Here is a 25,754-nt window from a genome sequence, read left to right on the forward strand (position 1 = left end):
ATATAAAATTAAAACCTCTAAAAATTTTTAGAGGTTTTTTTATGCAATTTTTTCATTACTTTTATTTAAGATTATCAATCTCAATTCTAGCCCATTATAAACCAAGAAAACTCAACGATCCATTATCTGAAAGGCATTACAAAATAAAATCAATCACAGTTTGGTATTTATTTTGTCTATACACGCAAAACACATCCATCTCTATGATCACAACCAAATACGTCAATTATAAACAGGTTCTCAATCTGGCCGGTGTACATCTTATCTTAATCTCTATCTGGTGTACATTAATTGCTGTTTTCTTTTATTTCTTCAACTGGCATTGGATGACGATTCCATGGGTTCCTGTTGCATTGATTGGTACAGCAGAAGCATTCCTTGTAGGTTTTAAAAACAACCAGGCCTATGACAGACTTTGGGAAGCCAGAAAAATATGGGGCGGAATTGTGAACTCAAGCCGTTCGTTTGCTTCTATGGTCTATGCTTTCGATACTAAAAATGAAGAAATTGGGGTGTTTGATCTTGAAGACCGTAAAAGAAGAATTGTTTACCGTCACATTGCGTGGTTGTATACTTTCCGCGAACAACTTCTTGTTCCTACAGAATGGGAGCATATCAGTACGGAAAATAATAAATTCGGGAATATCAACCTGAGAAGAAACAGATTGATCAAAGCAGGGTTTCCGGATTACGGAAGAGCCCCTATTTTCCTGCACAAATATCTTTCGGAAGAAGAATATGATCTTAAAAATGATTATAAAAACTTCGCTACTTATCTTATTGCCCAACAGGCAAAAGACATCAATGAGCTCAAAAACATGAATGTCATCACAGATTTTAATCAAACTCAGCTGCAGAACAGTTTGAATGAATTCTATAATTTTCAGGGACAGGCAGAAAGAATCAAAAAATTCCCTTCGCCAAGACAATTTGCCAGTACGGCTTTTGTTTTTAATATCCTGTTTATTATGCTTCTCCCATTAGGATTAGTGAATGAATTTGCAAAACTGGGTGACTGGGGAATCTGGACTTCTATTCCGTTCTGTATCATTATCGGATGGATCTATATCATCATGGAACTGGTAGGAGATTATTCTGAAAACCCCTTTGCAGGATTGATGTTTGATGTCCCTATGCTTTCTATCTGCAGAACTATTGAAATTGATCTGCTTCAGATGAGCGGAGAAACAGACCTTCCGGATCCTATTGTTTCTAAAAACGGAGTTTTGGTATAGTTTTCAATACATTGAAAGATCAAAAAGACACCCTAAAACTGAATGTTTGAACTCCTAGAAAAAATTAAAAATATTCAATAAAATATATTTTAAAATTTCATTGTTTTTCATAATTTAGAGGCATTGAAAGTATACGTTAAATCACTCAATTCTGGTTCGATTTAATGTCTATTTTTATCAACTAATCATTTATCCCTCCTTTTTTAAACAATGAGATCCAAGCAAGTACTGCAGGTTTTGACAATGCTATGTCTTACCCTATTCTGCCCTAAAGTAAAATCACAGGCAGCTTTCAACAAGGAATTACCCAAAGAATTTGAAGACAAATTCACCAAGGAAATCAATGACAGTATTCCATCCCTGGGTTCTTTCATTGTTACCCAAAACGGCAGACTTTTGTATGAGCACTATTTTCACGGAGCCAATAAAGAAACCACCTTCAGTGTAAAATCTGTTACCAAAAGTATCGTATCTGTTCTGGCAGGAATTGCAAAAGATAAAAACATACTTCCCAATCTCAATACTCCGGTTTTAAAAATCCTTCCGGAATACAATATTTCAAGAAGCAGATTCAAAAATATTTCCAATATCGAAGGCAAAGTTCTTCATGACTCTATCAGAAATACATTAACACTAAAAAATCTGTTGACCATGCAGGGAGGTTTCGACTGGATTGAAAATTCAAAAATTTCCACAGCCATGTCTTTCTCTGGTGATCCGGTAAAATTTGTCCTGGATTTACCTTTTGAAGAATATCCCGGAACTGTATTCAACTATAACAGCGGTGAAAGCCATCTTTTCGGGGCTGCTTTATCAAAAATCGTAAAAACCAGCTTGAAACAATTTGCCAATGAAAATCTGTTTAGGCCTTTAAAAATGAATATCACCAGATGGGATACGGATTCTATGGATAGAAATTTTGCAGGCTCAGAGCTTTTTATGAAACCGGATGACATGCTGAAATTTGGAACAATGATCCTTAACAACGGAAAACTTAGCGGAAAACAGATTGTATCTCAAAAATGGATTCAGGAATCAACTTCTGAACAGGTAAAGCTGGATTCATGGGATGTAATGCCCAACGCAAACGGATACGGCTATTATTGGTGGCGAAGAAAGACCAATGGACATCAGGCTTTTGTAGCAACGGGCTACGGAGGTCAGCTGATCTGCGTCATTCCTGATCTGAAAATGGTGATTGTAACAACATGTTTCTTAAATGAAAGCAATAAAGGAAGAGCAGATATTAAAAGACTACATTATTTCATCGATAAAATCACCAAAGGAGACCAATAAACAAATGGGGAACTTTAAATTCTCATAAGATTAAGAATAAAGACAGAGTATTTTTTCACCATTCTTGTCCTCACAGATTTTATTGATGATAAAGAATATACTTCAAGTAAAATGAATATCGTTTCGAGAAATTTCCCTGATGTGATCGGACAAGGATTTGTAAAGACTTCCAATAACAGAATTGACTTCTCAGCCTTTACTACCCTTGAAAAGGAAGATTTTGCCATTGTCAACATGAAACTTTACCATCTGAAATATGGCAACATGATTCTGATCGCTCCACAGAAAGATGGAAGTCTGCGAAGCTTACAGATCAACAATACAAAAGATTTAACTTCTGAAACGTTGAAACCATATGTTGAGCAGCTTATACAACAACCGGAAACCGTTATCTTTTTTGTTAACGAACAAACAATCTAAGCCAGCCGCTTAATGTCTATAATACGATCGCTGTCGTATTTTTCACCTCGGAAATCATAAATGAGCTGTGTGTACTTGCAATATGCTGAAGCGTTGTAAGTTTCGTCAGCATAAAATTGCGATAGTCTTCAATATCCTTCACTCCTATTTTAAGGATATAATCATAATCTCCGCTTACATGAAAGCATTCTGTAACTTCCTGAAGATCCATTACCTCTTTTTCAAACTGCAGTACAAATTCTTTTTTATGCTGGCTTAATTTTACGTGACACAGAACGATAAAATTTTTCTTAACTTTACTCTTGTCCAGCAAGGCCACATATTTTGAAATAATTCCGGCATTTTCAAGCTTTTTTACACGCTCGTAGATTGCTGTAACAGACAATCCAAGTTTGCCGGACAGTTCTTTGGTGGTTTGTTTACAGTCTTCCTGTAAAAAAAGTAATAGTTTCTTATCCGTTTCGTCAAGTTCCATAGATATTTTTTTGGTAAAAGTTTAACAATCCCGAAGATACTAAATAATTTTTCTAAATAAACAATATTTTACAGTTTTATATTCTATAAATTCAAATTTATATTGTAATTATTAGGAAATTAATGCAAATTGGGACAATAAAATAAAAACAATACTTATGGAAAACTTTAACGCAGCCAATGAGATCCAGGATCTTCAGTATTTTGGTGAATTCGGAGGAGTGAATCCTTCTATCTCTGACAGCTCTACCTATACGTTTCTTTCCGCAAAGACCATGTTTGATACTTTCGAAGGAAATGCTGAAGGATGCTACCTGTATTCCAGACACTCATCCCCGATGAATCTTTATCTGGCACAGGCTCTTGCAAAGATGGAAAACACGGAGTCAGCCAACGTTACAGCATCCGGAATGGGAGCTATTACTTCCGTTTTGATGCAGGTGTGCAAAAGTGGAGACCATATTATTTCAAGCAGAACCATCTACGGAGGAACGTATGCTTTTCTTAAAAATTTCCTTCCTCAGTTTAATGTAGCAACCACTTTTGTTGATATCAACAATTTTGAATCTATAGAGAAAGCAATAACACCAAATACTAAAGTTATTTACTGCGAAAGTGTGAGCAATCCGCTTCTTGAAGTAGCAGACCTTAGAAAACTTTCCGAAATCTGTAAAAAGCACAATCTGAAACTGATTGTAGACAATACCTTCTCCCCTCTTTCTATCTCTCCAACATTATTTGGGGCAGATGTTGTGATTCACAGTCTGACAAAATTCATCAACGGAAGCAGTGATACTGTAGGAGGTGTATATTGTGCAACACAAGCCTTCATCGATGATACCAAAAATGTAAATTCCGGGGCTTGTATGCTTCTTGGCCCAACTATGGACAGCTTAAGATCTTCAAGTATCTTAAAAAACCTGAGAACATTACATATCAGAATAAAACAACATAGCCACAACGCTATGTATCTTGCCGAAAGATTTGAAAAAGACGGCTTAAAAGTATCTTATCCAGGATTACCCTCTCATAAAAATCATGAATTAATGAAAAGCATGCTTCATGAAGAGTACGGATACGGAGGACTATTGACGCTGGATGCCGGAACCACAGAAAAAGCCAATGAACTGATGGAAATGATGCAGGCAGAAAACCTGGGTTATCTTGCCGTAAGCTTAGGGTTCTACAAAACCTTATTCTCATGCTCAGGGAGATCTACCTCATCTGAAATTCCAGAGGAGGAACGTGCTTCCATAGGTATTTCCGACGGATTGATCAGATTCTCCATCGGCCTTGACCACGATATTAAAAGAACTTATCATAAAATGAAAGAATGTATGCTGAAAGTAGGAGTTCTTAACCACCATGAAAACATTTCTATCATCTAAATTTATTGTAAAAAGGCTGTTTCGTTTGAAACAGCCTTTTTTTATTCTATAAATTCAATAGGAATGGGCTTTAGCCCATTTATTAAAACGAATTCCTTCAATTGGCTTTAGCCGAAACTTACAATTATTTCTTATGATAATGATGAGGAAAAGCATCTTCCGGTTTCATTCTGAAAACATTCAGCAGGATCCAGGATTTTAAGAACCCATACCCGTAAGAAAACATTTGAATATAAGTGGAAATAACTGCCATACCGGCAATACTGATATTTTTCGTCAGCAGCAAGGCATGAAATAGCACCAAAAAGGTGTACAATCCATAAAAAGCAAGGATTATCCCTCTTCCCATGATAAAATACTCCAGAAAGCCCATTATATAACCCAACATAAACAAAGTTGGAAAAGCAAAAGAGATTTTCACATAATTAGGATGTCTCTGATTAAGAATAGGTCTTGCACAGCCAAACTGATACACCTGTTTGGAGAATTTACCGAAATCTACCCTGCGTTTATGGTATACCGCAATATCATCAAAAAAGGCAGTAGTAAAACCATTTTCCCAAAGAGTCATAGACAGATCCGGATCTTCCCCTATCCTCATTTCTGAAAATCCGCCAACCTTTTCAAAAACAGCCTTTTTCACCCCCATATTGAAACTTCTGGGTTGGAATTTGGAAACAGCTTTCTTACTTCCCCTAATCCCTCCGGTTGTAAAAACAGAAGTCATAGAATAAGAAATAGCTTTCTGCATCAGATTAAAACCTTTATGTGCCTTATCTGCTCCCCCAAACGCATCACAAGGAATGGTCTGAATATCTTTTTTGATATGTTCAATATAATCTGCTTCAACAATGACATCACTGTCTACAAATACCAGCCATTCATTTGCTGCTCTTGCCGCCCCATAATTCCTTGACAATCCAGGTCCTGAATTATCTTTTCTGAAATATTTAATGTCCAGAGTTCCTTCAAAATTCTTGATGGTAGGTTTCAGATCGATCAGAGAACCATCATCTACGATAATCATCTCAAACTCTCTATCTGTCTGTTGAGTAAGAGAAGTCAGCAACTCAAAAAGTTCATCTTTTCGGTTGTAAATGGCAACGACAATGGAAATAGTAGGCTTCAAATTGAAAATTTTTCAAAATTACTTATTCGCGGCACAACCTACAAACAGTTTAACAGCTTATTCAGAGAAATTAACTCAGATACAATTTATTGTTCTCAGTGAATGCATATTATCTGTGAAATTCTGAACCAACCTATTTGACATTTTAAACAAAATGAACACAAGGAATCCCTCCTAATTTTGCTATAGAAATTTAAAACAAAAAAAATGGAACCAATTATCAGCGCATTGCAGCAACCTATTCAATCAGGATTTAATGCCTATTCAACCGCTCAGGAAGTTATTAAAGGAATCGATCTTACCGGAAAAACAGTCATCATTACCGGCGGTTATGCAGGAATCGGGCTTGAAACCACAAAAGCACTTACTTCAGCCGGAGCACATGTCATTATTCCCGCAAGAGACATTGAAAAAGCAGGAAAAAATCTTTCAGGAATTGAAAATTTTGAACTTGAAAAAATGGATCTTATGGATCCCGCATCCATTGATGCTTTTGCAGAAAAATTTGTCTTGTCAGGAAGAAGTCTGGATCTCCTTATTAATAATGCAGGCATTATGTGGGTTCCCCTTCGCAGGGATAGCCGAGGGTTTGAATCCCAGCTGGCAACTAACTATCTTGGGCAGTTTCACCTTACATCAAAACTATGGCCTGCTCTGAAAAAATCACAGGCAGCGAGAGTCATTAATGTGTCTTCTTATGGACATCAGATGTCCCCTTTTAATTTTGAAGATCCCAATTTTGAGAAAAGAGATTATGACACTCTTGCAGGCTATGGACAGTCAAAAACAGCCTGTAATTTATTTGCTGTAGAATTGGATGAAAGAGGAAAAGAATTCAATATCAGAGCGTATTCTCTTCATCCGGGTTCTGTGTATGGCACTGACCTCGGCAGAGAGGAACCTATTGAACTTTTTAAACAGCTTGGAACGCATGATGAAAACGGAAGTCTCAAACCGGAGGTTGAAGCACGATTAAAAACACTTCAGCAAGGGGCTGCCACTACAGTCTGGTGCTCTGTAAGTCCACAGCTTAATGAAATTGGCGGTGTTTATTGTGAAAACTGTGATATTGCGGAGATAGACAAAGGTCAAATTGAGCATCGTTTTGATGAACCAGCTACCATCCATGGGGTACAGCCCTATTCTATTGATAAAAAAAATGCAGAACGGTTGTGGAAACTAAGCGAAGATATGCTGGGATTCCGCTTTGATACGAAATAAGTGTTTTTTAAATACATTTGTAATGAAAAACTTTTGACAATGGATTTCCAGATACAATACCTCACACCAGATATCAAGCTTTCCAGTTATGACGATAAACTGTTCAAAACGGAAACGGTTTTTGAATACCATATGCTGGTTTGGTTTATATCAGGGGAAACGAAAATTATTCAGGCAGACAAAACTTATGTTTTTAAAGCGGGAGATATTTTCCTCATCCCGAGAAATCATCTTGCTACGATCATCAATTATCCAAAAGACGGGCTTCCTCATAAAGCGGTGGTCATGCATCTTACGACCGAACGTCTGAAACAATTTTATGCTTCTATTGATCTTACACAGAAAGTAGCTCCGCGGAAATCCTGTATTCACAGCTTTAGCAGTCATCCACTTCTAAACAGCTGTCTGGCATCTCTTATTCCTTATTTTGAGGTTGAAGGACCTTTTCCTGAAAATATTGCTCATTTAAAGATTACTGAGGCCATAAGTATCATAAGAGAAATTGATCAGAATATAGATTCTGTACTGGCAGATTTTGATGAACCGGGAAAAGTAGATCTGATTAATTTCATGGAAAAGAATTATATGTTCAATATGCCTTTGGAACGGTTCGGATATCTTACCGGAAGAAGTTTATCTACTTTCAATCGGGATTTCAGAAGGATTTTCCTAACGACACCACAGCGCTGGCTCACTCAAAAGCGTCTTGAACTTGCTTATTATCATTTATCCGAAAAGAATAAAAAGCCGTCCGATGTTTTTCTGGAAGTGGGTTTTGAAGACTTGTCGCATTTTTCACATGCTTTTAAAAAACAATATGGTTTTGCCCCTTCACTGGCACGATAAAATAAAATAGGCTGTATCACAATGAATACAGCCTATTTTTATTTTGATATAAAACTGAAGTCTGCTATATAAACAAACCTGATTTAAAATAGATATACATTACCGCAGAAATAAAAAATGCGATCGTTGAACAGCTGAACAGAAGCAGTTTGAACAGCGTTTTAAAATAATAAAGTTCCAGTACATGCAGGACAAAAAACATTAAAAATGAAATGCTGATTCCTATTAAAGAAGCTACCACTAAAGTTTGTGTATAGTTTTGTGCCGGTAAAGGATCTTTAAAAACAATAAAAAAAGAAAATGCAGCCAATACTAAAGCTATTGCACTTACTTTCTCTGTGAAATATTTTGATTTTTTTGATTCCTTCTTTTGAGGCTTTTCATCATAATTCAGACTCTTTCTGTCAGAATTTGAGCGTGATGATGAGCCAGAGCCAGAATTTAACAGCCCGGATATACTAAAAAGAGTATCTAGCACTTCAAAAAAATCTCCAATCATATTATATTTTCTTAGTTCTATTACTCTTTAATAATTTTCGCTGATTTTGTTTTTCCGTCAGTTAAGATATAAACACCTTTAGACAAAGAAGATATATCTACATTTTGCAGTTTACCAGCTTTTAAATTGATATTTTGAATCTTTCTACCCGAAGTATCCATCAATAATAACAATTCATTTGTAAGAGATTGTAGGCTGAATTCATTTTTTGCAGGATTGGGATAAATAATCATCTCTTTATTTTTCATCAATTCCTTAGTAGAAAGGATGCTATTCATCATTATTTTACGAATTCTGTTATTACCTGCATCTGCAATATATAAGTTCCCCTGATTGTCAATAGCTATTCCATTTGGACTATAAAACTTTGCGTTTCCCACATTCCCGTCTTCAAAACCTAATATACTTCCTGATAAAGTAGAAACCTGGTTTCCTGAGATTTTGCGAATTCTGTTATTCATCGTATCAGTGATAAATAGATCAAAAGATTTATTTGAAACCAATTTAAGTGGATTATAAAACTTAGCATTCGCCAATGTTCCATCTGCAAATCCGTAGTTACTTCCCGAAATAGTAGAAACCTGTCCTGACGATATTTTGCGTATTTTATTATTCCAATTATCTACTACATATAGATCCTGCCCCACTACTTCTATGTCTGTAGGATAATCAAACCTGCTTGATAATGCATTGCCATCTATATATCCAGCTGCTCCATCACCTGCAATTGTTGTAACCTGGCCTCCTGTTATTCGCCTTATTCTGTTATTATTTTGATCAGCAACATATACAATTCCTTCCTTGTCGATTGCTAATCCAACGGGGTTTTTGAATTGTGCTGTTGCGTTGTTGCCATCAGCAAAACCGGCAATACCGCTCCCTGCAAAAGTAGAAACATCACCTGATGGACTTACTTTTCTGATTCTGTTATTATAAAAATCAGATACATAAATATTCCCCAAATTATCTACAACAAGATCACCAATACCATTAAATTTAACATTGTTTGGGCTTCCGTCTGCAAACCCTTGTGTACCATCTCCAGCTAAAGTAGATACATCTCCTGATGGAGTTATTTTACGAAGTCGGTAATTTCCTGTATCAGCAACATAAACATTCCCTGCATCGTCTACTGCAACACCGGCAGGACGGTTAAACATTGCAGAATTTACATTTCCGTCCGCATATCCTTCCGTCCCATTTCCCGCTAATGTCGAAACGGTGATTACTTGCGAAAAAATTTGAGAATGCAGTATGACTAATGCAATAACTGCGTATACTTTTTTCATGTATCAGTTTTAAAATTTGTGATTAAAATATAATAAATAGCCTAAAAAAATATCATAGATAATGATATTTAAAGGAGAATTGATATAAAAGGCCTTCCTGATTCGAAAGGGCTGTATCTAATTTTTATTTATCTTCCAGTTTGTGTATCTTCTTCGTTCCTTCATACATTTCGTACTGTAAAAATCTCGTTTCCAGCTTTCCGTTGAAAAGTTTGATCTTTCTTGAAGGACGTAATCCGATTTTCTTCACTGCTTCCAGATCAGAAGAGATCAGCCATGCTAATGTATTCGGATAATGGGTTTTAAAGGTATCTCCGATTTTTTTGTAGAAATCATCATCATTGATGGAAATTCTCTCATCGTATGGTGGATTGAATACCATTAATAAAGGGAAAAGTTCTTTTTTCGAATCAAAGAAATCCTGTTTTTTAATCTCGATAACATCTTCCATTTCTGCTGCTTCAACATTTATTCTTGCGGCATTCAGCATTCTTGAATCGATATCATATCCAACGATTTTTCCATCAAACTGTCTTACTCTGTTGATTCTGAATTCTTTAATTTTTGAAAACAAATCTGCATCATAGTTTTTCCAGTTCTGGAATCCGAATCTCTTTCTGAAAATCTGAGCCGGAAGGTCCATAGCGATCATCGCTGCTTCAATTAACAATGTACCGGAACCACACATCGGGTCAAGGAAATTTCCTTTTCCATCCCAACCTGCCAGCTGAAGCATTCCGCTTGCCAGCACTTCATTGATAGGTGCTTCTCCCTGCTCTTTTCTGTATCCTCTTTTGAACAGAGCGTCTCCGGAAGAGTCCATTGAGATCATCACCAATTCTCTGTCGATATGAAGGTGAAATTTGATATCCGGTTCTCTGGTTTCCACATTCGGACGTCTTTTGAATTTGTCCTGAAAATAATCCACTATGGCATCCTTCATTTTTAAAGTGACAAACTGAGAATGTTTGAATGTTTCAGAGTTCACCGTTGCATCAATAGAGAAAGACTGGTTAACGTCCATAAAGTTCTCCCATTCAAATTTGAACAATCTATCATAGAACTGATGTTGATTAAAAGCCTTGAACTCATGAATTGGCACTAAGATTTTCAATGCTGTTCTCGCAGAATAATTTATTTTATAAAGAAAACCAAGATCTCCCTCACAATTTACTGCTCTGTTTTTAATTTCAACGTTTTTTCCACCCAGTTTTTTGATTTCTTCGGCAAGAATAGGCTCCAATCCGAAGAATGTCTTTATCTGTATTTTTATATTTTCTGTATCCATAAGTATGAATTAAAAGTTTTAAAGTTTTTAAAATCAAAAGATTAGCTATGTAACTTATTGTCCAATTGAATTTCTCAATCTCTTAATGTTGTAAAATACTTTGCTTTTAACCGCACAAATTTAGTTATTTTTGCATTATGGAATGGTTTGAATCTTGGTTTGATACCCCTTATTATCATTTACTTTATAGCAACAGAGACTATACAGAAGCTGAAAACTTCATCACAAAGCTTACTGCGGACCTTCAGCTTCCGCCTCAATCGAAAATCATAGATCTTGCCTGCGGAAAGGGAAGACACTCTGTTTTCCTCAACAAATTGGGGTATGATGTTTTGGGACTGGATCTTTCAAGACAAAGTATTGAATCTGATAAACAGTATGAAAATCAAACGTTGATTTTTGATGTTCATGATATGAGAAATCCAATTGATGCAGATCCGATGGATGCTGTATTCAACTTATTTACAAGTTTTGGGTATTTCGACAATGAAAATGATGACAAAAAAGTATTCCAATCCGTTTACAATGTGCTAAAACCTGGAGGATATTTTGTTCTGGATTACCTGAACGAGGAGTATGTAAGAAATATGCTAGTTCCTGAGACGGTTATTACCCGTGGTGATATTGATTTTAAGATCCTAAAAAAGATTGAAGGGAGACATATCATCAAAGATATCAGGTTTGAAGCAGATGGTAAACCGCTTCATTTCTTTGAAAAAGTAAAACTTCACCCATTAGAAGCCATTCATGCGTATGCTTCTGAATGTGGTTTTGAAAGAATAAAAATCTGGGGAGATTATCAGCTGAATGAATTTAAGAAAGAAAATTCTCCACGATGCATCAATTTATTTAAGAAAAAATAATGACAACAGTACTTTTACTGATTTTAAGTGTAGTAACAGGAGTATTTCTGGGAAAACACTTTGGTAAAAAAGAAAAACTAGCCAAACATCTATTGATATTAAGTGCCGGGTTTTTGATTACCATCTGTCTCAATGAAGTTTTCCCGCAGGTTTATACCTCTGCAGGAAGTAATAGTCTTGGGATATTTGTGATTGGAGGAGTTCTTCTCCAGATGATTCTGGAAGCTCTTACCAAAGGTTTTGAACACGGACACTTTCACCATCATAGTGAGCACAACATCCTTCCTGCTGCTTTAATGGTAGGATTATTTATCCATGCTTTTATTGAAGGGATTCCTCTTGCCAATGAAACACATGAGATGTCTCCTTATCTTTGGGGGATTGTATTTCACAATCTTCCTATTTCATTTATTCTGGGAGCGTTTTTATTCAATAGAAAAGGAGAATCAAAGAGTTCTTCATCATATCCTTCTATTCTGATTGTAGCCTTATTTGCTTTGGCTTCTCCAATGGGAATGCTGTTGGGAAATTATTTCAATCCCGATCTTCAGCCTTATTTTCTGGCTATTGTAGGGGGAATTTTCCTTCACATCTCTTCGGTAATCATTTTTGAAAGCAATAAGAATCACAATATCGACTGGACGAAGATTGGCCTGGTTGTTTTAGGAGTTTCACTGGCATTGATGATGCATGTTTTCCATCAACATCCTGCTGCTCATTCTCATTAAAAATAAAAAAAGCTCCGAAATTCGGAGCTTTTTTGTTGTTGTATAGCTTAATGTTTCAAGCTTAGAATTTCCATCCTACAGTAAGGAAGAAATTGTTTCTATTACTTTTTACATCACTTACTGCGTAAGAATCACTTTCGAAGATTTTATTTGCAGAATAGTAAGATGAATCAAAATTATCACCCATATATCCTCTCATAAAAGGATTGGCATATTTAGAAGAGATATTCTGATAAGATGCATCTACATAGAAAGATCTGAAATCATATCCGATACCGAATGAAAGTGTATTTCTGTCACTTAATATCAGGTTGTTGTAAGACTGATCTCCTACACTTCCTGCATCATTAAATCTGCTGATCGTAAGCGCATCAAAAGGACTAGACTGGTATGAGTAACCTCCTCTCAATCTAAACTGCTGTACTCTGTACTCAGCTCCTACTCTTACTTCTGAAAGATTTTTGTAGTTATCCTTAAAGAAGTTATTCAACTCTCTTTCTGCACCACCGTATACTTTATAGTCAGGTTTTGTAAGTCCAAGGGTATAATCTACATTCAATGAGAAATTTTTACTTGCTACAAATGCAGCACTCACAGTTGCTTTAAGCGGTGAAGTAAACTTTCTGTTTTCAGCACCCATATCGTCTCCATAAGTAGGATCGTTATAGAAATAGTAGTTTCTGTCTATCGTCCAGAATGTAGGCGTTTCAAGAGACGCTCCCACTCTGAAATTAGGACTTAGCTTTCCAATTACCCCTAATGAAGCAGAAAAACCTGAAGATCTTTCTGAATAAGGAGTATCCTGCTTACTGAATCCCTCTGTAGAATTGTTGGTTAGATTTCTGTAAAACAAGTTGTCATATTGATCAATTGAAGCATTGAAAAAGTTGAAACCTGCTCCCAGATATAAATTATGATTATAATTCGCTCCTACCCCAAAACTCATTTTTGACAAGTTACCGTATCTTTCATACATGTGCCCTGCCAATGCAGCATCTTTCGTTATATCAGCTTTATCAAAAGCGTACACGATATTATTATTTCCTGGCGACTGAATCACATTATCAAGTTGTTGATTGGAAAAATTAATACCAATATTAATAAACTTCCATCCAGTTTCTGTCATCAGTGGGAAAGCAATTATTCCTCCTGCATTTCCAAGATCACCTTTCGTTTTGCTATAGTCTATAGTAGATCCCGCCCAAGAGCTGCTGTTTTTATTTCCTAAAATAGATAAAGTTCCTGAAACCTCTCCTGAAATAGCTACCCCTAAACCTGCCGGGTTGGTAAGCAAAGAGTTTGCATCACCACCTAGCGCACCATTAGATCCAGCCATTGCATTAAACTTAGCCGATCCCACCATAGGAGTACTTGAGTAAACATCCACAGTATTTCTTATTACAGAAACATCCTGAGCCTGTGCATAAAATGCAGCAGAAATACTCATTAATACTAAAGATTTTTTTAACATTATTTTTTTAATAGTTTATTAGTTTGAAAATTATCTGAAGCCTCCTCTGCCGCCGCCACCGGATCTCATTCCGCCACCGCCGCCTGAAGAGCCGCCTCTGAAGCCGCCTCCACTGGAACCACCGCTAGATCTGAAACCTCCTGAATCATTAGATCTGAAGCCTCCATTATTATTGTTGTTATATCTTGGCTGCGGTTGCTGATAATTGTAATTAGGTCTTGTTTGTGGTGCAGAATTACGGAATCCACCGTTTCCATTACTATTTCTGAAACCTCCAGAATTTCCGTTTCTGAAGCCTCCTGAATTACTGTCTCTGAATCCGCCATTGCTGTTTCTGAAACCACCACTTGAGTTCGAATCTCTGAAACCACCATTATTGGTGTTTCTGAATCCGCCATTTCCATTACTATTTCTGAAACCTGAATTATTTGTATTCGTTCTGTATACAGCGTTGGCTACCCCAGTATTCTGGAATCCTCCTCCGCTCACACCACTTCTTCTGTAAACAGGTCTGTTGTAGTTGCCACCACCCCAGTAGCCTCCTCCGTAGCCCCAATAAGGGTTTCCGTAGCCGCCCCAGAATGGATCATAGTATCCTCCATAACCACCACCATATCCCCAGTATGGACTTCCCCATCCGTAAGAGCCTCCCCAGCCCCATCCGAATGATCCGCCCCAACCCCAGGACATGCTTCCACCCCAGCCCCAGCCGCGGTTCATGCCCCAATATGGGCTATAGCCTCCATACATTCCCCAAGGAGATCCCCATCCCCATGAGTTATCATAGTAGTTCGTTTGAGAACCTGAATAAAGTCCCCAATCGGAATCTGTAGCATTGGTGTTCCAATTTGGATTGGTACCACTCCAGTCACTATATCTGTTTTGCTGTTCTCTGGAATTCGTTTGTGCATTTTGAATCACATTAGAATCCTGATAGTAGTCATAGTATTCTCCTACCCTGTTTCCGCTATCATTAATGATAACTCCTTCAGGTAGCGTATCCTTATTGGGGTCGTAATACACCCCGTCTGTCTCGCTATACCCTCCCATCTGAGCACCACAAGACACAAGTAATAATCCGCCCGATATGGCCAAAATCCCTTTGGATCTTAGCAGACCAAGCAAATTTTTATGTATATTTCTTTTCATGATAACGTAAAAATTTTTAATTTAAATTATATTTGCAATCTGTACCAAAAATGTACCAAAGCACTGGTAGAAAAATCTATCAAAAATAGATTTTTATTTTTAGATAACAATAATGTACAAAAGTTAAAAAAATTTTAAAAAATAATGGCAAAATTAACCTCAAGAAGCGAAGATTACAGCAAATGGTATAATGAGCTGGTTGTAAAAGCTGATTTAGCAGAAAGCTCAGTCGTGCGTGGATGTATGGTAATCAAACCGTATGGCTATGCAATCTGGGAAAAAATGCGTGATGAAATGGATAAAAAATTCAAAGAAACAGGTCACGTTAACGCATACTTCCCGCTTTTTGTGCCCAAAAGCTTGTTTGAGGCAGAGGAAAAAAATGCAGAAGGTTTTGCAAAAGAATGTGCTGTTGTTACTCACTACAGATTAAAAACCGATCCAAACAATCCATCCAAACTGATTGTGGATCCGGATGCAAAACTGGAAGAAGAACTTATCGTTCGTCCTACTTCAGAAGCTATTATCTGGAATACATACAAAAACTGGATTCAATCTTACAGAGATTTACCAATATTGATCAACCAATGGGCGAATGTGGTTCGTTGGGAAATGAGAACACGTCTTTTCTTAAGAACAACAGAATTCTTATGGCAGGAAGGGCACACTGCTCACGCTACCAAAGACGAAGCAGTGGAGGAAGCAGAAAAAATGAATAAAGTGTATGCAGATTTTGCAGAGAACTTTATGGCAATACCAGTAGTTCAAGGATTAAAAACACCTTCTGAAAGATTTGCAGGAGCAGATGAAACGTATTGTATCGAAGCATTGATGCAGGATGGAAAAGCATTACAAGCAGGAACATCTCACTTCTTAGGTCAGAATTTCGCAAAAGCATTTGACGTAAAATTCACCAACAAAGAAGGAAAGATTGAACATGCATGGGCTACATCATGGGGAACTTCAACGCGTCTGATGGGAGCTTTGATCATGACCCACTCTGATGATTTCGGATTGGTATTACCTCCTACTTTAGCGCCGATTCAGGTCGTAATTGTTCCGATCTTTAAAGGAGAAGAGCAGTTGGAGCAGATCAGTGAGGTTGCTTTGGATATCCAGGCTAAACTTAAGGCAAAAGGAATTTCTGTGAAATTTGATAATGATACGCAGAACAAACCGGGTTGGAAATTTGCAGAATACGAATTGAAAGGAGTTCCTGTAAGAATTGCAATGGGACCAAGAGATTTGGAAAACAAATCTGTGGAAATCGCAAGAAGAGATAATCTTACAAAAGAAGTTCGTTCTATTGAAGGGCTTGATACTTACATCGAAGAATTATTAAAGACTATCCAACAGGACATTTACAATAAAGCTTTTGAATTCAGAGACAATAATATCACGAAAGTGGATACTTATGAAGAGTTCAAAAAAGTTCTGGAAGAGAAAGGTGGTTTCATCTATGCTCACTGGGATGGTACGGCTGAAGAAGAAGAACAAATTAAGGATGAAACGAAGGCAACAATTAGATGTATTCCTTTAGATAATGATATAGAAGAAGGAATTTCACTGATCTCTGGAAAACCATCTAAGAGACGTGTGTTATTTGCAAAAGCGTATTAAAAATTTTAAAAATTTTAAAAAAAATCGTTAATTTTTAAGAAATATTCAAAAAAAAATGACATTTGGACGGATTTTTGTTTAAATTTATATCAACATTAATCAAAAAAATTTATTATTATGTCTTTAAATGTCATTGATTTAATTAAAGGGCAATTAGGTCCCGCTTTGGTTTCACAAGCTGCATCGCAGTTTGGAGAAAGTGAATCCGGTATTTCTAAAGCAATTGGTGGACTATTACCTGCTGTAGTGGGTGGATTAGCCAATAATGCAGATAAACCTGGCGTTGTGGATGCTATTACACAGGCCTCATCAAGTGGAATTTTAGGAAATTTATTAGGCGGATCGTCTAGCAGTCCTATCATTTCTACTTTGCTGTCTTCAATTTTTGGAGATAAAGTAGGTGGATTAGTCAACTCTATTGCAAGTTTTTCAGGAGTCAGCAACACCACTGCAGGTTCTTTGTTAAGCTTGGTGACTGGAGCGACAGCAGGTACTGTCGGAAAATATGCGGCAGACAATAATTTGGGTGCTTCAGGTATTTCCAGCTTACTGAATGATCAGAAAGGCATTATTTCTTCTTTACTGCCGGCAGGTCTTTCTTTGGCTTCCTTTGGACTAGGAGCTGAAAATTGGTTTGGCCAGGCAAAAGAAACGGTTTCTTCTGTTACTTCTACCGCTAAAGATAACATCGCAGAAGGTGTTGCTACAGCAAGAGAAAATGTTTCGGAAGGAGCAAGAGAAATAAGAGAACAATTTAATGATAATAACAATAATAACAAAGGCGGAGGCTCAATCTGGAAATGGTTGCTTCCGCTTTTATTATTAATAGCAGCCGCCTATTTTCTATGGAAACAGTGTGAGAAAAAACAGACGACAACGACTACAACAGCGACGTCTGACTCTGCAACAACCGGGTCAAATACAGATACAGCATCTGTAACAGCCACCCCTGCTCCGGCAACTGCTAAAACTGATGAAAACATTGACCTTAACGGGGTAATGTTAAAAGGTTACAAAGGGGGAATGGAAGATCAGATGATTACTTTCCTAAAATCCGGAGGGTATAAGAATGCAGCTGATGATTCAGTATTGAAAGAGAAGTGGTACGATTTCGATCACGTTAATTTCAAAATGGGAAGCTCTACTGAGCTGGAAGCTGGTTCACAAGGACAATTGGATAACTTAGTAGCTATTCTTAAGGCTTTCCCTGAAGCAAAAATCAAAGTTGGAGGTTACACTGATAAAACAGGAAACGAGGCTAATAACCTAAAATTATCAAAAGCCAGAGCTGAATTTATCAAAGCAGCTGTAACAAAAGCTGGAGTTGGAGCTCAGGTTCTGGAAGCTGATGGCTATGGAAGCAAATTTGCAAAAGTAGATGCAAAAGCTTCTGACGCAGAAAGAGCTGCTGATAGAAAAATGTCTGTAAGATTTGCTAAATAATCTTTAGATTCAATAAAAATTAGATCCCGGGAAGTAATTTCCGGGATTTTTTCTTTCCATATTTTTGTGTTTACATTTATTTAATTAAATTTGTTAGTCATTTCTAACATTTATGAGTTTCAATATAAAAAGCGCCTGGCGAAAAGATAAAACATCTCACTCCCTATCAGAGGTTTATTCATCTATCAAAGTCCCTAAAAATGCAAGTTTTTGGAGGAAGTATCTTGCGTTTGCAGGACCGGGATTGATGATTGCGGTAGGATATATGGACCCGGGAAACTGGGCTACGGATATTGCTGGAGGAGCTCAATTTGGATATACCTTACTTTCAGTTATTCTTATCTCTAATATTTTCGCAATGGTTTTACAGCATTTATCAGTAAAACTAGGCGTTGTAGCAGAAAGAGATCTTGCACAGGCCTGTAGGGATCACTTCAGCCCTACTACTAATTTTATTCTTTGGGTATTCTGTGAAATAGCCATTGCCGCCTGTGATCTCGCCGAGGTCATTGGTTCTGCTATTGCCTTAAACCTATTATTCCATATTCCGCTGACCTGGGGAATTGTCATCACAACAGTTGATGTCTTAATTATCCTCTTGCTTCAGTCCAAAGGTTTCCGATGGATTGAAAGTATTGTAGGCGGGCTAATATTCATTATTCTGGCCTGTTTCATTTATGAAATTGTGATCTCCCAACCTGCTTTCAACGAAATTCTGGGAGGATTGGTACCCCAAAAGGAAATCATTACAAATCCTGCCATGCTTTATATTGCTATTGGGATTTTAGGAGCTACAGTCATGCCTCACAACCTTTATCTTCACAGCAGTATTGTACAGACAAGAGATTACACCCGAGATACTGAAGGAAAAAAAGAGGCGATTAAATTTGCTACTTTAGACAGTACTGTCTCGCTGATGCTGGCATTTTTTATCAATGCCGCCATACTTATTCTCGCAGCAGCCACATTCCATACAACGGGTAATGAACATGTTGCAGACATTCATGATGCTTATAAAATGCTGACTCCTATTTTGGGAGCTTCCATGGCAAGTATTGCGTTTGCAATTGCTCTATTAGCCTCCGGACAAAATTCAACATTGACAGGAACACTTGCAGGACAGATTGTAATGGAAGGATTTTTGAATATCAGATTAAAACCATGGCTGCGAAGACTTATTACAAGACTTATAGCTGTAATTCCTGCACTTATTGTTGCTATTCTTTATGGAGAAAAGGGAACAACTGATCTATTGGTTTTAAGCCAGGTAATTCTTTCTATGCAGCTGAGTTTTGCGGTTGTTCCACTGGTAATGTTTACCAATGATAAAGCCAAAATGGGTGAATTTGTCAATAAGCCATTCCTTAAAATCTGTGTCTGGGTTATTTCCATTATTATCATTATTTTAAACCTATACCTCTTATATCAGACGTTTGCAGGAGAACAATAGCCTAAAGCTGTCAATAGTCAATTTTTGTTTTCCGAAGTCAATAATCAAACGATAAACTACTTTAATTTACAAGGGTGGCGAATTGACCTATTTACACTTCAAAATCCCCTTTACTTACTCATTATTTTTCTGCCTTAATGTCCTGATTTCAGATTTGGCAGGCTCTTTGTCAAACAATCAGTAAATAAATATTGAATTATGGAAAACAAGGATATTAACGAAGAAAGCATCAATAATCAGGAAGGAAACAATGTTCAAAACGAAGCAGCATCTCAGGACAATGTGACAGTTGCTCCTTCTCCAGAAGCACTTTTGGCAGAAGAGAAAGACCGTTACATCAGATTGTATGCTGAATTCGAAAACTATAAAAAAGAACGAGTAAAGAGAAGATGGAATTCTTCCAGTACGCTAACCAGGAAATGATGGTTTCAATGTTAGGAGTTTTAGATGATTTCGAAAGAGCATTAAAAGAAATCGCTAAAAACGGAAATCCTGCTGACCTTCAAGGTGTAGAACTGATCTATCAGAAATTCAAAAATAAACTTACTGAAAAAGGCTTACAAACAATGGAAGTAAAGGCTGGTGACAGCTTTAATGTTGATTTCCATGAGGCGATTACTCAGATCCCTGCTCCATCGGAAGATTTGAAGGGAAAAATCGTAGATGTTATTGAAACAGGATACACTTTAGGTGATAAAGTAATCCGTTTTGCAAAAGTAGTAACAGGAAATTAAAATTAATAAATGATAAATGATGAGTGATAATGGATGAATATTTCACTTATTAGCTTTAAAATATCTTTTATCATTTATCAACAATCAATTATAAAATTGTCATGTCAAAAAGAGATTATTACGAGGTTCTTGAGATCAGCAAATCTGCATCGGCCGACGAAATAAAAAAAGCATACCGTAAAATGGCTATCAAATTTCACCCGGATAAAAATCCAGGTGATAAAGAGGCTGAAGAAAAATTTAAAGAAGCTGCTGAAGCTTATGAAGTTCTAAGCGACGATCAGAAACGTGCCAGATTCGACCAGTTCGGTCATGCCGGAGTAGGTGGAAACGGCGGTTACGGAGGCGGTGGCTTCGGAGGCGGAATGAACATGGAAGATATTTTCAGCCAGTTTGGAGATATTTTCGGTGGTGGTTTCGGAGGATTCGGAGGTGGCGGCGGTGGCCGTCAGCAGGTGAAAGGTTCTAATTTAAGAATCAGAATCAAGCTGAACCTTGAGGAAATGGTAAACGGAACTCAAAAAACCATTAAAGTAAAAAAATGATGATGGCAGAAGGTGCCACATCAAAAATATGCCCTACCTGTAATGGTTCCGGTGTTCAGCTTAAAGTAATGAACACGATGTTTGGCCAAATGCAGACACAAACCACTTGTGGTACCTGCCAGGGAATCGGAAAGGTTGCTGATAAAATTCCTGCAGGAGCCAATGCACAGGGTCTTATAAAAGAAGAAGAGGAAATCACCATCAACATTCCTGCTGGAGCTAGAGATGGTATTCAGCTTAATGTAAGAGGAAAAGGAAATGATGCTCCCTTTGGCGGAATTCCGGGTGACTTATTGGTAATTATTGAAGAAGAAGTAGATCAAACGATCAAAAGAGAGGGTGATAATCTACATCAGGAACTGTATGTTTCATTTGCTGAAGCTGCTTTAGGAACTAAAAAAGAGATTCCTACCGTAGGCGGAAAAGTAAAAATTACCGTTGATCCGGGAACTCAATCCGGAAAGATCCTAAGATTAGCTGGAAAAGGACTTCCAAGTATCGACAGCTATGGAAAAGGGGACATGTTCATCCACATCAATGTATGGACGCCACAGAAGCTTACCAAAGAGCAGAAAGATTTCTTTGAAAAGCAGATGTCCAGCGGAGAAATGGTTGCAGAACCATCCGGAAAGGAAAAAACTTTTTTTGATAAAGTAAAAGATTTATTCAATTAATACATAAAAGAGACTTGTTTAAGTCTCTTTTTTTTTGCTCTTTTATTTTTTTATTTTTGCTTCTCAATTGGATTTATTCAAAATACTATCAGAAACAAATGGATACAAGAACAATATTTTTAAATGCCTGCAATGAAATTGCCACTCAACTCAATGGTTTCAAAACACTTGAAAAAGGACAAAGGCTTAAAAAAGTTTCCCTTAATAAAGACATCTATTTTGAGATTTATTTTCAGTCCAGTTTTAGGAATGATTCTTCATCCGTTCAGTTCCTTCCTCATATTGCTATCTATTCTAAAATTTTAAAGAAATGGCAGACAGAGCAAACTAAAAATGAATATTCTCAGGGATTAATTTTTGGAAATCAGATAGGTTATTTAACTCCGTATAATAATTGGAAAGAATGGAATTTAGCAGGGTTATCTTATGAAAAATCAATTATTGAAATTACAGAAAATATAGAAAAATACATCCTCCCAATTTTCAAAATTTTTAATTCTAAGGAAATTGCTGTCGAATTTCTAAAAAACAATGGAACAAAGTTTAATCAATGGTCAGAGAATTCTATTTCTCCTTTAGACTTCCTTTTATGCTTTTCTGAAAAAGATACTGCTGAAGTTTTTCTAAATAATTTTGTAAACAATTGCCCTTATAAAGGGAATATTCTTAAACTTTACGAGAAACTAAAAACAGAAAATGAAATCGATCTCAATTCTTCTGGATTTCACGGAGCTAATACAATTAAATTAGCCTATGTAAATGGGTTGAAAATAAAATAAGCTTACAATAAATTAACCCAAATCAATAAAAATATTCTTATCAACCATTTTTTCAATCATCTGTATGATAAAAAATAATATTCTGAAAATGATAAGAAAAACAGCAACTCCTATTCTGAAAAGTATGTTCACCAATACATAACTTAATAAAGAATAAGAATCTCCTGACAGTGCACATTACAAAAAATCCTGCATTCTTTCGAACACAGGATTTTTTTGGTTATTTAATTCTAATTCTGTTTTATTTTTTCGTAGCTAAAGAATAGATTCCCTTTCCTACAGTAAATACGGCAACCGCTACCAATCCGCCAACAACACCAAGCGTAAGCTCTTTCAAAACATCTGGCCAGGTTGGAAATATGCCATGGAAAAATTCAATCCTATGTAGAAAAATTCCACCAGCAACCATTATTAAAGCAATTGTTCCTACGACTCCTAATATTTTAATAACAATAGGTAAAGCCTTCACTAATATATGTCCAAGCCTCCCGAAAAAACCTTTATCGTTACTTTTCTTTATTAATTTAAACCCTGCATCATCCATTCTCACGATCAAAGCTACAATTCCATAAACTCCAACAGTAGCGATAAATGCAACCAAACTCGTTACTAAAATCTGCGTAATGAAAGGATGGCTTTCTTCCAATACGGTTCCTAAAGCAATAATAACAATCTCGATTGATAAAATAAAATCAGTTGTAATTGCCGATTTTACTTTCTCTTTTTCAATCTGTTCAGAACTTTTTTTGTCTTCTTCAATTTCCTCTATAACTTCATGACCCTTTTTGTCACGGTGAAAAAGAAATTCTATTACTTTTTCAACGCCTTCAAAAGCCAGATAGAATCCTCCAAGGATCAATACATAATTAATAGCCGGAGCATACAACCAATTAAGTAAAAAAACGATAGGCAGAATGATCAGTTTGTTGATAAAAGAACCTTTTGTAATTGCCCATAAAACCGGAATTTCCCTTGAAGAAAGAAAGCCAGTGGCTTTTTCTGCATTTACAGCCAGGTCGTCTCCTAAAATACCTGCTGTCTTTTGGGTAGCAATCTTACTCGTAACCGCTACATCATCCATCAATGCGGCAATATCATCCAAAATTGCAAAAAAGCCTGATGCCATATTTTAATAATTTTTTAATCTTTGTTAAGTTCAGCAAAAATAAATATTTAATTCCGTTTTCTGATTCATAAGAGTACAATAATTTTAAGAATTATGAGAATAATAAAGGAATACTTCACTTTCAATATTTTATATCTTTGTTTAAAATCTAATCAATGGACGAAAACTGGGAAATTCAATTGCAAAGTATATGGCTGACGCTTGGAACAATAAGCAATGAAGAGTTTATTCAGCAAATTAAAAATCATGTAGAATTACTTACTGTTAAAGATTCCCAGGCTATTGCTGATTTTGAAAGAGCCTGCGCTTTTGACTCCACGGGACATGAAAAAGAAGCGGAACCTTTGTACAGATCCGCATTAGATAAGGGACTAATTGGTTTGCGGAGAAGAAGAGCAAGAATCCAATTAGCAAGTACCTTAAGGAATAATGGAAAAATAGAAGAGAGCATTCGTATTTTAAGAGATGAGAAAGCCAATTATTCCGATGAACTGAATGATGCAGTAGATTCTTTTTTAGCATTATCCCTTTCTTCAGCGGGAGAGGATAAAGAAGCGCTATCTATAGCTTTGAAAGCAATATCAAAACATTTGCCCAGATACAATAATTCTTTGAACCGCTATGCTGAAAATCTATTATCAATATAAACAAAAATCTGCTTAATTTACCTGTTTTTTAAAACCTGATACTATGCGTCAATTTCATATTTTAACTTTAGGATGTTTGTTTTGTCTGTTCAGTACAAGCTGTTTTACTTTAAAAGCTCAGACTCCAACGAATCTCAACAGCTTTAATCAGGAAAAGAAAAAAGAAGAAATAGACCGTATTATCAAAGCATTTGAGGGTATTAATAAATTTAATGGAACAGCTTTAATCCATTATCAGAATAAGAATATTTTTGAAAGATCATATGGCTGGCAAAATGCAGAGAAAAAGATCCCCAATCAGGATAAAAGTATTTATCAGATTGCTTCTTTAACCAAGTCTTTCACTGCCCTGGTCATTGTAAAGCTAAGTGAAGAAGGAAAACTTTCTTTTAAAGATCCTATTTCAAAGTTTATTGCAGACTATCCAAGAGGAAATGAAATCACGATAGAACATCTCCTTACCCACACTTCGGGAATTTATGAAGTATTACGAAATAAGGAGTATTTCAGTCTGCTTCACACCGGAAAAGCCATAGCCAAAAATAAAGAACTTTCTTTTTTTAAGAATGAACCGCTGGATTTTGAGCCCGGTACTCAATTTTCGTATACCAATTCGGGATATATTTTACTGGGACTTATCATTGAAAAAATAACGGGGCTTTCTTATGAAGATGCTGTAAGAAAAATCATCTTAAATCCTCTCAAGATGACTCATACAGGCTTTAACTACATAGCTCTGAAAAGTCCTTATAAAACGGTTCCTTATTCTTATATTTCAAAAACAAGACAGGAAAAAACAAAAGTCTGGAATTCTACATTAACCGGTCCTGCAGGACAGATCTACAGTACCGCTGAAGACCTGTACAATTATTATTTAGGATTGAGGGATTATAAAATTGTTTCCAAAGAAGCATTTAAAAAAGCTACTACGCCTTATTTGAGCGGCTACGGCTATGGTTGGTTCATTGATGATCTTTACGGGAAAAAACTCATTAACCATGGCGGAAATATAGAGGGTTCCACAAGTTATTTTGCGATGCTTCCTGAGGATGATCTTTGTATTATCCTTTTGAATAATATCACAAGTAAAAAACTTGAGAAAACTGGAAACACCATTTTAGCAGCACTTTTAGGACAACCATACACTCTTCCACAACCGAAAAAAGAAACAACACTAAGTGCTGATGTTCTCAAAAAATATGTTGGTGATTATGAGCTTTCTGATGATAGCGTTATTCATATTCTATACGAAAACGGTCAGCTTTTTATTCAGAACAATAAAGATCCCAAGATAAGAATGCTGGCTGAAAAAGAGGATGTATTTTTCCTTCAGGATGATGACACCGAGATTTCTTTTATTTTTAAAAAAGGAGAAAAGGACGTTATTACCATTAAAAAAGGACTCTCATCAAAGACAGCAGAAAGACTTTAATTACGCCT

At 36.4% G+C, this 25,754-nt stretch carries 22 protein-coding genes and 2 pseudogenes; 16 read left to right on the top strand and 8 right to left on the bottom strand.

The genetic code is table 11. The annotated features are described in order from the left end of the window. Positions 1–203: 203 nt before the first annotated feature. The 3 genes from LF886_RS17395 to LF886_RS17405 all read left to right on the top strand — a co-directional run bounded on the left by LF886_RS17395 (position 204) and on the right by LF886_RS17405 (position 2,951). Entirely contained in the window at positions 204–1,235 is a 1,032-nt protein-coding gene (locus LF886_RS17395) for a bestrophin family protein (protein WP_124530355.1), read from the top strand. A 210-nt stretch (positions 1,236–1,445) separates the two neighbouring features. Further along, a complete protein-coding gene (locus LF886_RS17400) occupies positions 1,446–2,531 on the top strand; it encodes a serine hydrolase domain-containing protein (RefSeq protein ID WP_236850856.1) in 1,086 nt (361 codons plus the stop codon). A gap of 111 nt (positions 2,532–2,642) precedes the next feature. Then, on the top strand, positions 2,643–2,951 hold the full coding sequence (locus tag LF886_RS17405; RefSeq protein WP_236850857.1) for a hypothetical protein: 309 nt from the start codon (positions 2,643–2,645) through the stop codon (positions 2,949–2,951). A 16-nt stretch (positions 2,952–2,967) separates the two neighbouring features. On the opposite strand, the gene LF886_RS17410 is transcribed toward LF886_RS17405, so the two are convergent. After that, positions 2,968–3,426 carry an Lrp/AsnC family transcriptional regulator gene (locus LF886_RS17410; RefSeq protein WP_103232073.1) on the bottom strand — a complete coding sequence of 153 codons (459 nt, stop codon included), beginning with the start codon at positions 3,424–3,426 and terminating at the stop codon, positions 2,968–2,970. A 157-nt stretch (positions 3,427–3,583) separates the two neighbouring features. Here LF886_RS17410 and LF886_RS17415 point away from each other — a divergent pair, with 157 nt between their 5' ends. Further along, a complete protein-coding gene (locus tag LF886_RS17415) occupies positions 3,584–4,813 on the top strand; it encodes an aminotransferase class I/II-fold pyridoxal phosphate-dependent enzyme (RefSeq protein ID WP_236850859.1) in 1,230 nt (409 codons plus the stop codon). Between the two features lie 124 nt (positions 4,814–4,937). Here LF886_RS17415 and LF886_RS17420 read toward each other — a convergent pair whose 3' ends face one another. Next, positions 4,938–5,942, bottom strand: coding sequence for a glycosyltransferase (locus tag LF886_RS17420; RefSeq protein WP_236850861.1), 1,005 nt, complete (start codon positions 5,940–5,942; stop codon positions 4,938–4,940). Positions 5,943–6,149: 207 nt separating this feature from the next. Between LF886_RS17420 and LF886_RS17425 the strand changes: the two genes are divergently transcribed. Together LF886_RS17425 and LF886_RS17430 are read left to right on the top strand one after the other, a co-directional pair. Next, positions 6,150–7,163, top strand: a complete 1,014-nt coding sequence (locus LF886_RS17425; protein WP_236850863.1) for an SDR family NAD(P)-dependent oxidoreductase — start codon at positions 6,150–6,152, stop codon at positions 7,161–7,163. A 39-nt stretch (positions 7,164–7,202) separates the two neighbouring features. Continuing rightward, entirely contained in the window at positions 7,203–8,009 is an 807-nt protein-coding gene (locus LF886_RS17430; RefSeq protein WP_236850864.1) for an AraC family transcriptional regulator, read from the top strand. 64 nt (positions 8,010–8,073) lie between these two features. On the opposite strand, the gene LF886_RS17435 is transcribed toward LF886_RS17430, so the two are convergent. The 3 genes from LF886_RS17435 to LF886_RS17445 form a co-directional block, all read right to left on the bottom strand. After that, positions 8,074–8,508, bottom strand: coding sequence for a branched-chain amino acid ABC transporter substrate-binding protein (locus LF886_RS17435; protein WP_236850866.1), 435 nt, complete (start codon positions 8,506–8,508; stop codon positions 8,074–8,076). 20 nt (positions 8,509–8,528) lie between these two features. Next, positions 8,529–9,797, bottom strand: coding sequence for a T9SS type A sorting domain-containing protein (locus LF886_RS17440; protein WP_236850867.1), 1,269 nt, complete (start codon positions 9,795–9,797; stop codon positions 8,529–8,531). Between the two features lie 124 nt (positions 9,798–9,921). Beyond that, a complete protein-coding gene (locus tag LF886_RS17445) occupies positions 9,922–11,085 on the bottom strand; it encodes a class I SAM-dependent RNA methyltransferase (RefSeq protein ID WP_124530364.1) in 1,164 nt (387 codons plus the stop codon). Between the two features lie 137 nt (positions 11,086–11,222). Between LF886_RS17445 and LF886_RS17450 the strand changes: the two genes are divergently transcribed. Both LF886_RS17450 and LF886_RS17455 read left to right on the top strand, forming a co-directional pair. Then, complete coding sequence (locus LF886_RS17450; protein ID WP_236850869.1) at positions 11,223–11,948, top strand: class I SAM-dependent DNA methyltransferase; 726 nt, start codon at positions 11,223–11,225, stop codon at positions 11,946–11,948. Further along, on the top strand, positions 11,948–12,676 hold the full coding sequence (locus LF886_RS17455; RefSeq protein ID WP_236850870.1) for a ZIP family metal transporter: 729 nt from the start codon (positions 11,948–11,950) through the stop codon (positions 12,674–12,676). The genes LF886_RS17450 and LF886_RS17455 overlap by 1 nt, the downstream gene beginning before the upstream one ends. 61 nt (positions 12,677–12,737) lie before the next feature. Here LF886_RS17455 and LF886_RS17460 read toward each other — a convergent pair whose 3' ends face one another. Both LF886_RS17460 and LF886_RS17465 read right to left on the bottom strand, forming a co-directional pair. Next, complete coding sequence (locus LF886_RS17460) at positions 12,738–14,123, bottom strand: OmpP1/FadL family transporter (RefSeq protein ID WP_236850872.1); 1,386 nt, start codon at positions 14,121–14,123, stop codon at positions 12,738–12,740. A gap of 54 nt (positions 14,124–14,177) precedes the next feature. Next, positions 14,178–15,296 carry a prolyl-tRNA synthetase gene (locus tag LF886_RS17465; protein WP_236850874.1) on the bottom strand — a complete coding sequence of 373 codons (1,119 nt, stop codon included), beginning with the start codon at positions 15,294–15,296 and terminating at the stop codon, positions 14,178–14,180. A gap of 144 nt (positions 15,297–15,440) precedes the next feature. On the opposite strand from LF886_RS17465, the gene proS reads away from it, so the two are divergent. The 6 genes and pseudogenes from proS to LF886_RS17495 all read left to right on the top strand — a co-directional run bounded on the left by proS (position 15,441) and on the right by LF886_RS17495 (position 22,541). Beyond that, positions 15,441–16,916, top strand: coding sequence for a proline--tRNA ligase (proS, locus tag LF886_RS17470; protein WP_236850876.1), 1,476 nt, complete (start codon positions 15,441–15,443; stop codon positions 16,914–16,916). 117 nt (positions 16,917–17,033) lie between these two features. Then, entirely contained in the window at positions 17,034–18,359 is a 1,326-nt protein-coding gene (locus tag LF886_RS17475) for an OmpA family protein (RefSeq protein ID WP_236850877.1), read from the top strand. Between the two features lie 112 nt (positions 18,360–18,471). After that, complete coding sequence (locus LF886_RS17480; protein ID WP_236850879.1) at positions 18,472–19,809, top strand: Nramp family divalent metal transporter; 1,338 nt, start codon at positions 18,472–18,474, stop codon at positions 19,807–19,809. Between the two features lie 198 nt (positions 19,810–20,007). Next, positions 20,008–20,543: pseudogene (locus tag LF886_RS17485) on the top strand (nucleotide exchange factor GrpE). 101 nt (positions 20,544–20,644) lie between these two features. Then, a pseudogene (gene dnaJ, locus LF886_RS17490) lies at positions 20,645–21,762 on the top strand (molecular chaperone DnaJ). A gap of 98 nt (positions 21,763–21,860) precedes the next feature. Continuing rightward, entirely contained in the window at positions 21,861–22,541 is a 681-nt protein-coding gene (locus LF886_RS17495; RefSeq protein ID WP_236850880.1) for a DUF4304 domain-containing protein, read from the top strand. Positions 22,542–22,782: 241 nt separating this feature from the next. Here LF886_RS17495 and LF886_RS17500 read toward each other — a convergent pair whose 3' ends face one another. Beyond that, positions 22,783–23,667 (bottom strand): DUF808 domain-containing protein, encoded by an 885-nt coding sequence (locus LF886_RS17500; RefSeq protein ID WP_236850882.1) that lies wholly within the window; start codon positions 23,665–23,667, stop codon positions 22,783–22,785. A gap of 155 nt (positions 23,668–23,822) precedes the next feature. Here LF886_RS17500 and LF886_RS17505 point away from each other — a divergent pair, with 155 nt between their 5' ends. Together LF886_RS17505 and LF886_RS17510 are read left to right on the top strand one after the other, a co-directional pair. Further along, on the top strand, positions 23,823–24,314 hold the full coding sequence (locus tag LF886_RS17505; RefSeq protein ID WP_236850884.1) for a tetratricopeptide repeat protein: 492 nt from the start codon (positions 23,823–23,825) through the stop codon (positions 24,312–24,314). A 43-nt stretch (positions 24,315–24,357) separates the two neighbouring features. Continuing rightward, positions 24,358–25,746, top strand: coding sequence for a serine hydrolase (locus tag LF886_RS17510; protein WP_236850886.1), 1,389 nt, complete (start codon positions 24,358–24,360; stop codon positions 25,744–25,746). Positions 25,747–25,754: the final 8 nt, after the last annotated feature.

Source organism: Chryseobacterium sp. MEBOG07 (assembly GCF_021869745.1).
Lineage (GTDB): Bacteria > Bacteroidota > Bacteroidia > Flavobacteriales > Weeksellaceae > Chryseobacterium > Chryseobacterium viscerum.

Bases quoted from the DNA above. Each gene is read 5' to 3' on its own strand.
- LF886_RS17445 (WP_124530364.1), bottom strand. From the start codon at position 11,085: ATGGATACAGAAAATATAAAAATACAGATAAAGACATTCTTCGGATTG.
- LF886_RS17405 (WP_236850857.1), top strand. From the start codon at position 2,643: ATGAATATCGTTTCGAGAAATTTCCCTGATGTGATCGGACAAGGATTT.
- LF886_RS17465 (WP_236850874.1), bottom strand. From the start codon at position 15,296: ATGAAAAGAAATATACATAAAAATTTGCTTGGTCTGCTAAGATCCAAA.
- LF886_RS17395 (WP_124530355.1), top strand. From the start codon at position 204: ATGATCACAACCAAATACGTCAATTATAAACAGGTTCTCAATCTGGCC.
- LF886_RS17475 (WP_236850877.1), top strand. From the start codon at position 17,034: ATGTCTTTAAATGTCATTGATTTAATTAAAGGGCAATTAGGTCCCGCT.
- LF886_RS17495 (WP_236850880.1), top strand. From the start codon at position 21,861: ATGGATACAAGAACAATATTTTTAAATGCCTGCAATGAAATTGCCACT.
- LF886_RS17500 (WP_236850882.1), bottom strand. From the start codon at position 23,667: ATGGCATCAGGCTTTTTTGCAATTTTGGATGATATTGCCGCATTGATG.
- LF886_RS17425 (WP_236850863.1), top strand. From the start codon at position 6,150: ATGGAACCAATTATCAGCGCATTGCAGCAACCTATTCAATCAGGATTT.
- LF886_RS17435 (WP_236850866.1), bottom strand. From the start codon at position 8,508: ATGATTGGAGATTTTTTTGAAGTGCTAGATACTCTTTTTAGTATATCC.
- LF886_RS17430 (WP_236850864.1), top strand. From the start codon at position 7,203: ATGGATTTCCAGATACAATACCTCACACCAGATATCAAGCTTTCCAGT.
- LF886_RS17400 (WP_236850856.1), top strand. From the start codon at position 1,446: ATGAGATCCAAGCAAGTACTGCAGGTTTTGACAATGCTATGTCTTACC.
- LF886_RS17450 (WP_236850869.1), top strand. From the start codon at position 11,223: ATGGAATGGTTTGAATCTTGGTTTGATACCCCTTATTATCATTTACTT.
- proS (WP_236850876.1), top strand. From the start codon at position 15,441: ATGGCAAAATTAACCTCAAGAAGCGAAGATTACAGCAAATGGTATAAT.
- LF886_RS17410 (WP_103232073.1), bottom strand. From the start codon at position 3,426: ATGGAACTTGACGAAACGGATAAGAAACTATTACTTTTTTTACAGGAA.
- LF886_RS17440 (WP_236850867.1), bottom strand. From the start codon at position 9,797: ATGAAAAAAGTATACGCAGTTATTGCATTAGTCATACTGCATTCTCAA.
- LF886_RS17480 (WP_236850879.1), top strand. From the start codon at position 18,472: ATGAGTTTCAATATAAAAAGCGCCTGGCGAAAAGATAAAACATCTCAC.
- LF886_RS17415 (WP_236850859.1), top strand. From the start codon at position 3,584: ATGGAAAACTTTAACGCAGCCAATGAGATCCAGGATCTTCAGTATTTT.
- LF886_RS17505 (WP_236850884.1), top strand. From the start codon at position 23,823: ATGGACGAAAACTGGGAAATTCAATTGCAAAGTATATGGCTGACGCTT.
- LF886_RS17455 (WP_236850870.1), top strand. From the start codon at position 11,948: ATGACAACAGTACTTTTACTGATTTTAAGTGTAGTAACAGGAGTATTT.
- LF886_RS17460 (WP_236850872.1), bottom strand. From the start codon at position 14,123: ATGAGTATTTCTGCTGCATTTTATGCACAGGCTCAGGATGTTTCTGTA.
- LF886_RS17510 (WP_236850886.1), top strand. From the start codon at position 24,358: ATGCGTCAATTTCATATTTTAACTTTAGGATGTTTGTTTTGTCTGTTC.